Source organism: Paenibacillus sabuli, from assembly GCF_014705605.1.
Taxonomy (GTDB): domain Bacteria; phylum Bacillota; class Bacilli; order Paenibacillales; family Paenibacillaceae; genus Paenibacillus_D; species Paenibacillus_D sabuli.
Window position 1 is genome coordinate 1 of the sequence record NZ_JACXIZ010000062.1, and the last position, 14,559, is coordinate 14,559.

11 protein-coding genes are annotated in these 14,559 nt (G+C 57.2%); 2 read left to right on the plus strand and 9 right to left on the minus strand.

The annotated features are described in order from the left end of the window. Positions 1-789: 789 nt before the first annotated feature. From IDH44_RS24425 to IDH44_RS24455, 7 genes are all read right to left on the minus strand, one after another. Positions 790-2,391 carry an extracellular solute-binding protein gene (locus IDH44_RS24425; protein ID WP_190921438.1) on the minus strand — a complete coding sequence of 534 codons (1,602 nt, stop codon included), beginning with the start codon at positions 2,389-2,391 and terminating at the stop codon, positions 790-792. A gap of 122 nt (positions 2,392-2,513) precedes the next feature. After that, positions 2,514-3,389 (minus strand): carbohydrate ABC transporter permease, encoded by an 876-nt coding sequence (locus IDH44_RS24430; protein ID WP_190921439.1) that lies wholly within the window; start codon positions 3,387-3,389, stop codon positions 2,514-2,516. Between the two features lie 16 nt (positions 3,390-3,405). Beyond that, positions 3,406-4,308, minus strand: a complete 903-nt coding sequence (locus IDH44_RS24435) for an ABC transporter permease (protein WP_317890252.1) — start codon at positions 4,306-4,308, stop codon at positions 3,406-3,408. A 252-nt stretch (positions 4,309-4,560) separates the two neighbouring features. Continuing rightward, positions 4,561-6,867 (minus strand): helix-turn-helix domain-containing protein, encoded by a 2,307-nt coding sequence (locus tag IDH44_RS24440; protein WP_190921440.1) that lies wholly within the window; start codon positions 6,865-6,867, stop codon positions 4,561-4,563. A gap of 416 nt (positions 6,868-7,283) precedes the next feature. Beyond that, entirely contained in the window at positions 7,284-8,075 is a 792-nt protein-coding gene (locus IDH44_RS24445; RefSeq protein WP_190921441.1) for an ABC transporter permease, read from the minus strand. A gap of 4 nt (positions 8,076-8,079) precedes the next feature. Continuing rightward, positions 8,080-8,874 carry an ABC transporter permease gene (locus IDH44_RS24450; RefSeq protein ID WP_190921442.1) on the minus strand — a complete coding sequence of 265 codons (795 nt, stop codon included), beginning with the start codon at positions 8,872-8,874 and terminating at the stop codon, positions 8,080-8,082. Next, positions 8,871-9,875, minus strand: a complete 1,005-nt coding sequence (locus IDH44_RS24455; RefSeq protein WP_190921443.1) for an ABC transporter ATP-binding protein — start codon at positions 9,873-9,875, stop codon at positions 8,871-8,873. Before IDH44_RS24455 ends, IDH44_RS24450 begins: the two co-directional genes overlap by 4 nt. A 184-nt stretch (positions 9,876-10,059) precedes the next feature. On the opposite strand from IDH44_RS24455, the gene IDH44_RS24460 reads away from it, so the two are divergent. Continuing rightward, positions 10,060-11,121, plus strand: a complete 1,062-nt coding sequence (locus IDH44_RS24460) for an LCP family protein (RefSeq protein ID WP_190921444.1) — start codon at positions 10,060-10,062, stop codon at positions 11,119-11,121. 105 nt (positions 11,122-11,226) lie between these two features. Continuing rightward, a complete protein-coding gene (locus IDH44_RS24465; RefSeq protein WP_190921445.1) occupies positions 11,227-12,561 on the plus strand; it encodes a glutamate-1-semialdehyde 2,1-aminomutase in 1,335 nt (444 codons plus the stop codon). A 40-nt stretch (positions 12,562-12,601) separates the two neighbouring features. Here the strand turns inward: IDH44_RS24465 and IDH44_RS24470 are convergent, their stop codons facing one another. Next, positions 12,602-13,237 carry an HD-GYP domain-containing protein gene (locus IDH44_RS24470; RefSeq protein WP_223870003.1) on the minus strand — a complete coding sequence of 212 codons (636 nt, stop codon included), beginning with the start codon at positions 13,235-13,237 and terminating at the stop codon, positions 12,602-12,604. A 242-nt stretch (positions 13,238-13,479) separates the two neighbouring features. After that, positions 13,480-14,445: a tyrosine-type recombinase/integrase gene (locus IDH44_RS24475; RefSeq protein ID WP_190921446.1), complete on the minus strand. Its 966-nt coding sequence runs from the start codon at positions 14,443-14,445 to the stop codon at positions 13,480-13,482. Positions 14,446-14,559 lie beyond the last annotated feature (114 nt).

A 14,559-nucleotide genomic window follows, 5' to 3' on the forward strand; every position in this document is an offset into this window, starting at 1 on the left:
CCTCTAGCCGCCATTTTGGCGCTTACAGCCCGCTCCTCTCTCCCGCTGCTCCCTCTAGCCGCCATTTTGGCGCTTACAGCCCGCTCCTCTCTTCCGCTGCTCCCTCTAGCCGCCATTTTGGCGCTTACAGCCCGCTCCTCTCTCCCGCTGCTCCCTCTAGCCGCCATTTTGGCGCTTACAGCCCGCTCCTCTTTCCCGCTGCTCCCTCCAGCCGCCATTCTGGCGCTTACCACTCCAGAGTGTGCGAAAGAGCTGCGCCATCTTTAGACAGCGCAGCAGTGCCCTTATTGTTGCCTTTTTCATTCTGTGATTCCATTGTTCCATCGTTCCATCATTCCATCGTTCCATCATTCCATCGTTCCATCATTCCGTCATTCCATCGTTCCATCATTCCGTGATTCCATCATTCCGTCATTCCATCGTTCCATCGTTCCATCGTTCCGTCATTCCGTCATTCCATCGTTCCATCATTCCATCATTCCGTCATTCCATCGTTCCATCATTCCATCATTCCGTCATTCCGTCATTCCATCGTTCCATCATTCCATCGTTCCATCATTCCGTCATTCCGTCATTCCATCGTTCCGTCATTCCATCGTTCCGTCATTCCATCGTTCCGTCATTCCGTCATTCCATCGTTCCATCGTTCCATCGTTCCGTCATTCCGTCATTCCGTCATTCCATCATTCCATCATTCCATCATTCCATCGTTCCGTCATTCCGTCATTCCATCCTGCCATCATCCCTCGTGCCGACGTTTAGTTGGGCATTAGGCCGCCGAAGCTCCTGTCAGTTATTGCTGTCGTACAATTCCTGCGCTTCCTTCCTCAGTTGTTCGCCGCCCATCTGGTTCCATTGCTCGACGAAACGATCGAAGTAATCGACGGGCTCGTCGCCGCGCACGATTTTGGCATAAGTTTCGATCTTCAGCTTCTTCAGGTCGCCCCAATATTGTCCGGCCGACGGCAGAATGTCCGGCTTGCCGAAAATATCCGCGACCGGATTCGAAGCGTATTGCTCGCTGATTTTCAGAATATTTTCCCCGTAATATTTGTAGAATAGCTCGAAGTTCCCCTTGCCGCCAAAGTACGAGTTGGCCGACCCATAGATTCCTTCTTCTTGCAGTCTGGCAGAATCGTCATACGGCGGCAGCTGCTTGACGCCGTCCGACAAATCCGTTCCGTTGGCGAAATCCCAATGCGTGCCCTGTACGCCGTAAGATAAGCGGACATACACTTCTTCGTCGTTGATGTTCGCTTCAATGATCTCCAGCGCCTTCTGAAGCTTCTCCGGCTGATCCTCGAGCTGCGCGCCGAATACGATCATGTTGGCCGCAGTCCCCCACGACCAGCCGCCGCTGTCGCCGTTCGGCCCTTTCGGCAAGGTGCCGAATACAACCTCTCCCTCCGGATTAATCGCTTTCAATGCCGAGATTGTGGAGTTCGGATTCGACTCGTCGAGCGAATGGACACTTGCATTGTCGCCAAAGGCATAGACGCCGTCGAGATACTTCGGCCCAAGATCCTTCCCGGTGACGAATTCCGGATCAATGTAGCCCTTGCTGTACCAGTCCGCCAGCTTCGCCAGCGCCTCCTTCGCCTCCGGCTGCACCGCGCCGTTGACCACCTGACCGTCCTTGACCATCCATTGAATCGGCATGACGCCATAGGCGCCGAAGATTTTTTGGAACATCGCATAATCGGAATTGCCGTTGGTGCTGGTGCCATAGACGCCGATGTCCTTGAGTGCGGCGAAGGCCGTATCCATCTCTTCGATCGTCTCCGGTACCTCCGTGACGCCCGCCTGCTCCAGCAGGTCCATGCGCCACGATACCGGCGTCGTGAATTTGCCGCCGTAGAGCGTCGGTACACCATAATTTTGGCCATTATGCCCCGTGTAGTACCAGCCTTGCGGCGCATTATTGTCGAACTCTGCCTTCGTGCGCGGTGCGTACTGCTCGATCATCTCCATCGGCACCTCGGCGAGCAAGCCTTGATCGGCGTACTTCTTGAGTTCATTCGGGTCCATGACGATCATCACGTCCGGCACCTTGCCGGTCGTCATCATGATCTGTTGACGCTGCACGTAATCGGCATACGGGACCGCTGTAATCTCCAGATCGACGTTGAAGCGCTCCTCGAGAAATTGCTCCGTGCTCGAATCCTCCAGCACGACGCCGTTGACCATCCAGCTCAACTGGACCCTCTCCTCCGACGATCCCTCTGCAGCGCCGTCACTCGCGCCATTGCCGACACTATTGCTGCCTTCCCCCGTCGCGCCTTCATTGGACGGCGCATTGCCGCCCCCCGAGCAAGCGGCGAGCACCGCCATCAGCACGAGCAGTGCCATCGCAGATGTGATTGTACGTCCGAGCCCCTTTTTCCTTCTCATGTCGATCCCTCTTTTCGGATGAGTGTAGTTGCTTCTATTGTATAAAGTCTTGCGACTTGATACCAACGGGATGCGTTCGCGGTCAGCCTCGAACGGTTCGCTTGGTGCACAGTTCCCCTTACTTATCCTTTCACCGAGCCCAGCATGATGCCCTTGACGAAGAAGCGCTGGATGAACGGGTACGCGAACAGGATCGGCAGCGTCGCGACCATGACCGTCGCCGCCTTGAGCGTATCCTTGGAATAGGTGGTGGAATGCATTAATTCCGACTGCGAAGCGATTACGTCGACTTCCTCAATGACCGTGCGGCGTACGAACAACTGCAGCACCTGCTTGTCGATGTCCTGGATGTAGATCATCGCGTCGAACCAGGCGTTCCAGTGATGCACGCCCGCCCACAGGGCGACGACAGCGAGCACCGGCATGGAGAGCGGCAGTACGATCGAGCTGAAGGTGCGCAGCTCGCCGGCGCCGTCCATCTTGGCTGATTCGATCACCTCGGAGGGGATCGCCTGGAAGAAATTGCGCATCACGATCATATTGAAGGCGCTCACCGCAGTCGGCAGTACCAGCGCCCAGACGCTGTTGAGCATGCCGAGGTTGCGAATCAGCAGATACATCGGAATGATGCCACCGCTGAACAGCATGCTGAACACGTACAGCTTCATCAGGAACCCTCTGTGGGGAAAGCTCCTCCGCGACAGTGGATAAGCCGTCAGAGAGGTTAGAACCAGCACAATCGCGACGCCGAGTACCGTTCGGGTAATGGTATTCACAAAGGCCATGCCGATCCCCGACTGCTTAAACACCTGAGCGTACGAAGCGAAGGTCAGCTCCCTGGGATATAGATGCAGTCCCGGCAATTGCGCCGCCAGCGGCGTGCTAAGCGACATCGACAGCGTGTAAATGAACGGATAGAGCGTCATAAAGGCAAGGATCAACAGCAGCAGCATATTGACCCATTCGAATACATGCTCTGCGGGCGAGCGTTTGATCACGGATATCGTCTCCTTCCTACCAGATGCCTTGCTCTTTGTCGTACAGCTTGACGAGCCAGTTCGCCGCGAAGACCAGGATCAGGCCGAACACCGAACTGAACAATCCGGCAGCTGCGCCGAGCTCGTAATTCATCGTCAACAGTCTTCGCAGGACGTACGTATCGAGAATATCGGCGATGCTCGAAGTCGTCGGGGTCATCAGATTGTAGATCTGGTCGAAGCCGACAGATAAAAAATTGCCGATGGAGAGCAGCAGCATAATGGTAATGACCGGCGTAATCGACGGAAGCGTAATATGCCAGATACGCCGCCAGCGGCTGGCGCCATCGGCAATGGCCGCCTCGTACAACGTCGGGTCGATGCCGGACAGGGCAGCGAAATAAATAATCGATCCCCAGCCGATGCTCTGCCAGATATCGGTCGACACGATCACCGCGTAGAAGGAAGAAGGTTCAATGATCCAGCTCGTAGGCTCCAGACCGAAATAGCCGAGAATGCGGTTAAAGCCGCCGTCCCGCCCGAGGAACGTGAACAGAATGCCGCCGAGAATGACCCAGGAGAAAAAATGCGGCAAATACGTCACCGTCTGGATCGTCCGGCGGAACCACGTCAGCCGAATTTCATTGAGCATGATCGCCAGTATAATCGGCGCGGGAAAAACAAATACGTATTTGAGCAGGGCAATGATGACGGTATTGCGCAGCGCGTCGATGAAGCCCTGACCCGAGAAGAGATAGCGAAAATGCTCCAGGCCCACCCAAGGGCTGCCGAGAATGCCTTCTAAAATTTTGTAATCTTTAAAGGCGATGGTGATGCCATAGATCGGGACATAGGCAAAAAGCAGAAAAACGAGAAAACCGGGCAGAAACATCAAAATCAGCGTTTTGTGGCGGGCATAAATTTTAAGCTGTTGTCTCACGTTAACACCCCTATTGCATGTCAATGGCTTGCTGACTCCTACTGTAACTCACCGCTGTTTCCGCTTCCATTTACACTTCTTCGCTGGCGAAAAACGACCACGACCGCGCACAGGTCCCTTGCCGCCACGGCCTTGTCCAGGCCGTACGGCTCAGTCGGACGCTGTTGCCGAACAGCAAAAAAATGTTCGTCGTTAAAAAATGTTCGTCGTTTTTTTAAAAAAAGAGCGCCCGACCGTCAAGCGGTCGAGCGCTTAGTCTAAGCGGTGCTCCCGGTACTCGCCGGGCGTCTTGCCGTGCTTCTTCTTGAAGACGCGGAACAACTGCTGCACGCTGGTATAGCCGATCGCCTCGGCAATCTGGCTGAGATTCAGATCGGTCTGCTGCAGCAATTCCTCCGCCCGTTCCACGCGGAGCGCGGTCACATACTGCGAGAAGGAGGCACCCACTTCCTCCTTGAACAGCTGGCTAAGGTACGAAGGGCTGATGCCAGCGCGCTCCGCCGCCGATTGCAGCGACAGATCGGTCGCATAGCGCTCCCGAATCCACACGAGCGTGTCCCGAATCAACACCTCGGTGCGGCTGCGCTTGACCGAATTCATAAATTCGAGGATGCCATCTACAACCTCCGCCGACAGCCAGCGGTGAATCTGCGCCGTCGTCTGCATCGGCACGAACGTCTCGTAAGGATTGCGGCCGCCGAAGACGTGCGCCAGATCGTCGTCGAATTCTTGGACGAGCCGAATGAGCGCCACGAGCAGTTGCATGTAGAACGTCTTGGCCATATGAACCGAGGTCCGGCCGCTCTCCAGCTTGGCTGCGAACCGGGCCAAAGCGGCCTGCGCCGCCTCGCGGTTCCGGTCGCGCAGCGCCTCTAGCAGCGCCTGCTCGTCGGCCGACGGATACTGGGCCAGCTTCTCTGCGACCAGCGTGGTATTCGTGAACGGCAGCACCTCGTCAGCGGCATTTACCCAATTCATCCGCAGCGCCTGCTGCGCCTCCCGGTAGGTGTGTACAATGCCGGCGAGCGAATCGACGGGCGCCCCTACGCCAATCGTGACGCTTTGCTTGAGAATTTTTTTGACAACTGTGCGGAGCCGGTCGGCGTACTCCACGACCTGAGTCTCGGCGACCGATGCGCTGGCGTAATTGAACAGCACCACCGCGTAAGGCGGCGAGACTGCCGCCTCCGCGAGGTAAGCCTTGCTGTCCTCTGCGGCCAGTTCGCCGGCAATATTCGCAACGGCGAACAGGAACAGTCCCTGATCGTCGTGGAACGAGCCGCTTGGTCGCGCGTCCATCTGCACGGCCAGCACACAGTGCCGGTTGTAAGGAAGCATCCCCCATTCGGCCTGGCGTTCGGCCAGCCGGGTCACGTCGACCGCATTGCCCTGAAGGAGCGAGTGCAGGTAATGCGCCCGCAGCAGCGGCAGGTGCTTCTGCTGAATGCTGCGCTCGTCCTTGACCTCCTGCAGCAAGTTCCCGATATGCTCCTCAATTCGCAGAAACGCGTCCTCCCCCTGATCGTGAACCGGGTCCTGCGGACGGCTAATGGCGAGCTTTTCCATGATACGCCGAATGCCGCGCTGGAAGCGGCTGTGGCTGAAGTAGGCCGAGCATACGACCATTACGCACAGCAAGGCTGTGATCAGAATAATGATCTGACGGAAAAATTCAACCTGCTGACGCGGCACATCGGCCGGCACCAGCATGGCGTATTGCCAGCCGTTCACGCTCGATACGACCGTCGTCAGGAAGCTGCCTTCGTGGCGATGGGTATAAGCCGAACCCGTCGCATCTTTTGGAAACGATTTCAAAATCTGTGAGATCGCTTCACCGCTAATGCTGCCCGGCGCGGTCTCGCCGATCCTCTCGCCCTGTTCGTTGAATACGAGCAGTTTGCCGTCGGCGCCAAGCGGGAATCGGGCTATCGTGTCGGTTACGAAGCTCGGACGAAGGTTGATAATGAGCGCCGCTTTGGGATGCTGATAGAAGAAAGGGAGCACGGTAATCTGGGTGAGCGTCCGCGAGGCGGAGCCCCTGTCGGAGACCATCATGCGCGGAGCAACCCAGCTCCGCTGGACCCGCTGACCGACCATGGCCTCCAGTTCGTCCAGCCAGGACAAGTCGCGAAAGACCCGGTCCTCGTAGAGGGAAGTAATCGTATCGTCGGTTATGATGATCTGTTGTGCGGCATGATAAAAATAGATCGATTGAATGCCCTCGGTCGAATTTTTGATGGAGGAAAGATCGCTGCGCAGCGTATTGGACTGCATAAACGCGCCCAGCGCCGGTGATGTCTCAATATTTAGCAGACGAATCAGATCGGACTGCATCACAATCTGGTTGCTGAGCTGCTCGATATTGCCGAGCTTCGTCTCGACCTGATGACGAACCTGGGTCAGACTTTCCTGAGAAGCGCGGTGGACCTCCTGCTGCACGATCCAGGAACCGAGATAATAGATGATCGTCCCGAACAGAATAACCGGAATGATCGATACGAGCAGCGTATTCGTGATCCAGCGCAGCGTCTCCCGTCTTCCCCAGTTCCATCTTGTCATCCTACTCCGCCCCTCCCTGCCCATGCTCTCCGGCCTTGGTTGACTAGTCATGCAAAAACGGAAAACTCATCAATTTGGCCCTAAGACGTCGCTTGAGGCGGCATTTGATCTTCCGATCGCCGTTGAACCCTTAGCCGTTGAACCCTTAATTTCTTTATTTATTGGATAAGGTTGAAATTCAGGGTTCAAAGGCGAGCGCTAACGCTTCTCCAGATTCAAATGCCGCCTCCCGCTCTCGTTTAGCCAGTTGAAGAATTTCCGTATTCGCTCACTGAGGCCGCACCTGCCCTCATCATCGCGCAGGACGGCTTCCGCCGCAACTAACTTCTTATTGACGCTCGCATGCTGCCGTCTCTATGCACACCTTCCGGACTTGCGCCCGCGCTTGCCGGGACGGCGCAGCCACGGGACCGGCCTCAGGAGCCCGCGCCGCGGTAGCGCTTGACGCCATGGTTCCAGATGAGCAGCCCCGCCGCGGCGAAGGCGAGCCCGATCAGCGGCGTGAGCAGCGCCAGCGAGGCCGCGCCTTCCTCCGGCCGATCCAAGAAGTACGAAGCGGGATAGACGCCCACGAAGGCGAACGGGATAATCCAGGTCAACAGGAAGCGGATGGTGCGATTGTAGATGCCGACGGGGTAGCGTCCGTAATTCTGAATGTTGTACAGCAGCGGCAGGATGCCGGTCGGCGCATCGGTATAGAACGCGATCGCGGTCAGCGCGGTATACAGGCCGAAGTACACCAGCGTCGAGCCGAGCGTCAGCACCGCGAGCATCAGCAGATCGAGCGCCTGCACCGCCAGATCGAGCTGCAGCCAGGAGACGGCCATGATGACGAGACCGGCGGCCGAGCCGATCAGCGACGGCGGATTCATATTTTCCAGCAGCACCTGGAACAGATTATGCGCCGGTCGGGTGAGGATGCGGTCCATCTCGCCCTTGACAATGTAACGCTCGCTGAAGCCCCACAGGTCGAAGAAGCAGCCGTGAATGCCGTATGGAATCATAAAATAGCCGTATACAAATACGACCTCGGCTTGGGACCATCCGCCCAGTGAATCGGTATGCGCGAACACCACAAGGATGAAGATCAGGTTCAAGCCCTGGAACAGCAGATCCGACAGCACCTCGATCCAGAAGTCAGCGCGGTACGTCAGGCGCGTCTTGGCGTAATTTTTGAGATACTCCCAAAATAACGATCCGTAAAACATCGCTTCACCCCCCCTGCACGAACAGCCGCCGCCGCGCCATCCGCCATACGCCCATGATCGGGACGAGCAGCACGCCGAACCAGATCAGCTGAACGAGCAGCACGCCCCACGCCTCGGCGCCCTCCGTCCGGCCTGTGAACACCGAGCTCGGCAGGTAGGTGATCGCCTGGAACGGCAGCCACTGCATCACCTGCTCCAGCCACCCGGGGAAAAACGAGATCGGCACGACGACCCCCGAGAACAAATCGACCAGCACGCGCTTCATGCGGATCATGCCTTCGTTGTTCTCCACAAAGAAGGCAAACAGGCCCGTCAATATATTGATCTGCGTATTGATCAGAAAGCTGAAAAAGAGCAGCACCAGATAGAGCGCCCACACCCCCGGATCGCGCGGCAGCGTCACCGGAAAGACCAGGCAAACGATGACCATCCCCGGCACCATAAAAAGCAGCAGCCGGAAGAGGCCCTCGCCGAACCCCTGCATTAGCTTGACCATGAGATACGAGTAGGGCCGAATGAACTGAATGGCGACGCTGCCGTCGCGAATCTCGTTGGCAATCTCGCGGTCGAGATTGTTGTAGTAAAAGGCGCGCGCCATCCAGGAGACGGCGACGTAGGTGGTCATCTGTGCGACCGTGAAGCCGGCCAGGCTCGGTGTGTCGCCAAAGATGGCCTGCCACAAAAAATAATACGCGCCGATATTGATGGCGTAGATGACGATGCCGCTGTAGTAATTGACGCGGTAGGCCAGCATCATCAGGAAACGAATGCGAATCAGCTCCGGATACGCACTGTTCACGGCGCCACCTTCTCGGTCTTGTAGATCTCGCGCACGATCTCGTCGGTGTTCGTCTCCACGATCTTGATGTCGCGAATGTCGGCGGCGCCGACGACGCGCGCGAGCGCACCCGACACATTGATCTCGCTCGGCAGCCACATGACGGCGCTCAGCTCGTGATCCAGCCTCCACTGCACGCCGAGTCCGCTCGTCAGCTGCTCCAGCGCCGCGAGCGCTGTCGGCGCGCCGAAGTGAAAGTGAATCTCGCGTCCCTTGCTCCAGTTCGCCTTGAGCAGCTCCAGACTGCCGTCGTAGATGATCGTGCCGTCATCGAGCATGATAACGCGCGAGCAGAGCGCCTCGATATCCTGCAGATCGTGCGTCGTCAGCAGGATCGTCGTGCCGTGGTCGCGGTTCAATTGCTTCAGGAATTCGCGAATCTCGGTCTTGACGACAATATCCAGCCCGATCGTCGGCTCGTCCAGGAACAGAATGGACGGATTGTGCAGCAGCGAGGCGACGAGCTCGCAGCGCATCCGCTGTCCGAGGCTGAGCTTGCGCACCGGACGGCTGAGCAGCTCGCCGAGCTGCAGCCGCTCTACCAGCTCGTCCAGTCTGCGCTTGAAGTCCTGCGGCGGCACGCGGTACACCTTGCGCAGCAGGTTGAACGATTCGACGACGCCGATGTCCCACCAGAGCTGGCTGCGCTGTCCGAATACGACGCCGATCCCTTTTACGAACGCTTCTCGCTCCTTGAAGGGCACGTAGCCGTTGACGACGAGCCGTCCGGAGGTCGGGACGAGAATGCCGGTCAGCATTTTGATTGTCGTCGATTTACCGGCGCCGTTCTCGCCGATATAGCCGCAGATCTCGCCCTGCGGAATCTGGAATGTAATGTCCTTGACCGCCTTGACTTCCCTGTATTCCCGCTTGAACAAGTCCTTGAACGCGCCGGCCAAGCCCTCGCGATTTTTTTGGACGACGAACCTCTTTTGCAGAAGCTCCACATCGATTGCCAGCATCGCTTGTTTTCCTGCTCCTTCCACTTCGACATTTCCCGGGAAATTGTGATAAAATTCTAACATTGGCGAAAGCACTTGCTTAGAACGCACCCGGCAAATTATAATTTTATGATATGTAATCATACACGATCTGCGTCAAAAGCAAAAGAGCGCACCGAACGTACGAAGGGATGAATGCGAGTATATGGAAAGCAGACGCAAGCCAAAACAGAAACGAAAACCTTGGAAATGGGTGCTGTACTCCGGCATCAGCGTACTGGTGCTGGTCATCGGCTTTGCCGTGTATCAGGGTATCGGCATATACAATGCATTGGACAATTATCAGAAGCCGGAGGGCGAATCGCGCTTCGATCAATTCGACGATCAGGAAGAGGTCAAGGAGCCGCCGAAGTGGGAAGGCAAGGAACGCGTCAATATCGCCCTGCTCGGCGGCGACGGACGGGCGGAGAACGAGAACGGCGTGGCCCGCTCCGACTCGATCCTGATCGCCTCGATCGACCCGGTGACGAAGAAGGCGCACCTGTTCTCGATCCTGCGCGATACGTATGTGCCTGTGCCGGGCCACGGCAAGCAGCGCATCAACACGGCCATCGTGCTGGGCGGGCCCAACCTGGCCATGGAGACGATCAGCAACGTGACCGGGCTGGAGATTCAATATTATGTCTATGCGGAATTCGAGGGCTTCAAGGCGCTGATCGACGCCATCGGCGGCGTGGACTTCGAGGTCGAGAAGGACATGACCTGGGTCGACAACGCCGACGGCAACCGCTATGATATCCATCTGAAAAAAGGCATGCAGCATCTCGACGGCGACAAGGCGCTGCAGTATGTGCGCTTCCGTCACGATGCGATGTCCGACTTCACCCGCACGGAGCGCCAGCGCAACTTCATGAAGGCGGTCGCCGAAAAAATGCAGTCGACGTGGAACCTGGTCCGCATGAAGAACATCCTCGAAAGCGTGCAGCCGTACATCGAGACCAACCTGGACGTCCAGGATATGCTCAAGCTCGGACAGCTCGGACTGGGACTCGATATGGCCGGCTCCGCGCAGATCCCGCCGAACGAGCTGCTGATGGATGCGAATATCGGCGGCGCCGTGCTGGCAATCCGGGATGAGCAGAAGGTGCTGGAGTACGTGCAGGAGATGCTCGCGGTGGACGAATCCGCACCGGACGCGCCGGCGGTCGGCGAGGATGGAGCAGGTACGGGAAGCGGCGACGCGGAGCAGGCTTCATCCGGCGGATGAGCCCGCCGGCACGCCATAGACAGACCGAGCAGGCCGCCATCGCCAACAGCGCGAATGGCGGCCCTTATGCATCTCTTACTTTTCAAAAAAAAGGAGGCCATACGGATGCAGCAGCATTCTCACTCGCATCGGCCAAAATCTGAAAAACTGTACAATGAAGCGCTCGAACACATCGTCGGCGGCGTCAACAGTCCGTCGCGGTCGTTCAAGGCGGTAGGCGGAGGCGCGCCGGTCTTCATGGCCAGCGCGGAAGGGGCGCACTTCACCGACGTCGACGGCCATCGCTACATCGATTATCTGGCGGCCTACGGTCCAATTATTACCGGCCATGCGCACCCCCATATTACCGAGGCCATCATCCAGGCTGCCCGCGAGGGGGTCCTGTACGGCACGCCGACCGAGCGGGAGATCGCCCTGGCCAAGCGGCTCAAGGCCGCGATTCCATCGCTGGACAAGGTGCGATTCGTCAATTCCGGGACCGAAGCGGTCATGACCACCGTCCGGGTGGCCAGAGCCTGCACGGGACGGAGCAAGCTGATCAAGTTCGCCGGCTGCTACCACGGGCATTCCGATCTGGTGCTCGTCGCCGCCGGATCGGGCCCCTCGACGCTCGGTATCCCCGACAGCGCCGGCATCCCGCAGACGATCGCCTCGGAGGTCATCACCGTGCCGTTCAACGATGTAACGGCGCTCCGCGAGGCGCTGGAGCGCTGGGGGGACGAGGTCGCGGCTGTCATGGTCGAGCCGATCGTCGGCAACTTCGGCATGGTAATGCCCGAGCCCGGCTTCCTGGAGCAGCTATGCGCCTTGACCCGCGCTGCCGGAGCGCTGGTAATCTACGACGAAGTCATCAGTGCGTTCCGCTTCCACTACGGAGCTGCCCAGACCTATTCGGCACTGCCCGACCACGCCGCCATCGAGCCCGATCTGACCGCGCTGGGCAAAATCATCGGAGGCGGACTGCCGATCGGCGCATACGGCGGACGCGCCGCCGTCATGGAGCAGGTCGCGCCGCTCGGTCCGGCCTACCAGGCAGGCACGATGGCCGGCAATCCGGCCTCGGTGGCAGCGGGACTCGCCTGTCTCGAGGTGCTCGAGCAGCCCGGCGTGTACGAGACGATGGAACGATTGGCGACTCGGCTTGCGGACGGACTGTCGACGGCGGCGGGGCGGCATGGCATTCCGCTTACGATCAATCGCATTCGCGGGGCGTTTTCGACCCATTTTTGCGGGCATCCCGTCACCTGCTACGCCGAGGCCCAGGACACCGACGGCGAGCGCTTCGCCCGTTTTTTCCGGCTCCTGCTCGATCAAGGCATCTGCCTCGCGCCGTCGAAGTACGAAGCCTGGTTTCTGACGACGGCCCATACCGAGTCGGATATCGATCATACGCTCGCTGCGGCCGAGCACGCTTTTACAATCATGGCCGCCGAACAGTGAGTCTTGCGACCCCCGTCCGGCGGCCTCGGCCGCTCCCCTGCTAGCTGCGTTGACTAGCGAGTTGCAGCGGCCGATCGACATACATCATCGGCACCTCCTCGTATACGTCAAGGAATAACCTGACCATGCGCCGGTCGAACTGCGTGCCGCTGCCGCGGTGCAGCTCCTCCTTGGCTTCCTGGACCGTCAGAGCGCGCCGGTAAGGCCGATCGGAGATCATGCTGTCGAATGCGTCTACGACGGCGCACAGCCGCGAATAGAACGGAATCTCCTCTCCCTTCAATCCGCTCGGGTACCCCGTGCCGTCCCAGCGCTCGTGATGATGCCGCACCATCTCGACGACCTCCGGCTCCATACCCTTGCCGAGCTCGAGCAGATCGGCGCCCAGCAACGGATGAAGCTTCATGATTGTCCATTCCTTTGCGTTCAGCGGCGCCTTTTTGGTCAAAATTTCGCGCGGCAGCATGACTTTCCCGAGGTCGTGCACGAAGCAGCCTCGCATCAACCGGTCAATCGACCTTCTCGACATATGCAACGCTTGCCCCATCCGTTCGGAGAGCAAGGCGACGCGTACGCAATGATGATACGTTTCCGACGACTTGTGCAGCAGCACATCCAGCCAAGCGCTTATTCCCGGCTCGTAGTCGGCTTCAGGAGAGTGCTTCAGACCTTGCATCGCATTGAGCCTCCTTGTCATAATGGTCAGTAGCCTGGTGCAGCCAATGAAGGCAACGGGATCGGCGTCTCAAATTTAATCGCTTTCCCTTTATTTTTGCCCCTCATTTGCCGATAGAGGTTGGCGACGCATAATAATAGTTATGCGACATTTTTCAACAAAATTCATGACTCCCATTTGTATTATAGGCTGTAAATCCCATATTTTCAACAAAAATATTCCAATTCTCTAAGGCGGCAGCCTTATTTATTTGGGGTCTGAATGAACTCGAGCAGCGTTTCCTCGACAAAGTCCGTGGCAGTCTTCTTTAATTGATCGACGGTGTGCAAGTAACGCTGTGTCGTATTAATATGCGAATGGCCGAGCGACTCCTGCACCTGCTGCAAAGTAGCGCCGTTCAATAGAGCAAGTGTAGCGTTAGTATGCCTCAGCCAATGCGGGGATAATTTTTTGGCAATACCGCCTTGAGAGCCGGCGATTTGTATGATTCGCTCCACTTGTCTGGTTGAGATTGGAAACAACCGGCTGCCATTGTTTTTCTGTCGCTCGGCCAAGTACTCGAGATACATGTTTTTCAGTTGTGCCGGCACTTTGATTTCCCTAATTTTTCCGCCTTTTCCGGTGATGCTGACCCAGATAGAGGCGCCTGCGGCATCGCTATAAAAGTCATCCTTGCTCATTGTGGTCAATTCGGATACCCGCAGCCCGAGCAGAACCAAGGAGAGCCCAATCAAGTAATTTCGTTGTCCTTGCTTGTATAACGCTTGCAAAAGCTGCATGACTTCTTTTTTGGTCAAATAATGCTGTTTGCTATTGATTGTAATGGGCGGGAGTTTTAACCGAGTCGTCGGATTATGCTTGAATAAAGCGATATTCGGATCAGACCCCCACTTGTACAGGGAGCGAATCGGAATAACAAGCGCGGAAATGGTGGCCGGCGATAACGGACGCTCCGACTGCGCGACTCGCTGTGAAGCCAGAAAGAGCTTGTATGCCTCCAAATCACGCCAGTTTACCTCGTGCAGGGACTTGAAAGAAACAAAGGCGCGAAAGCGCTCGAGAGCTCGACGATAACTTTTAATGGTATGCCCCGAGCGGCAGCACACTGTAATGAACATGTCGATGATCTGAATATCCGTATGTAGATCGTCGGATTTATTTAAATCCGCTATTTGAGAGTTTGTTGTGATGTTTGACAACAAAGCCATAGATTCTTTCTCCTTTCGTCATATGTCGCATAACTATTATTATGCGTCGCCAACCTCTATCGGCAAATGAGGGGCAAAAATAAAGGGAAAGCGATTAAATTTGAGACGCCGATC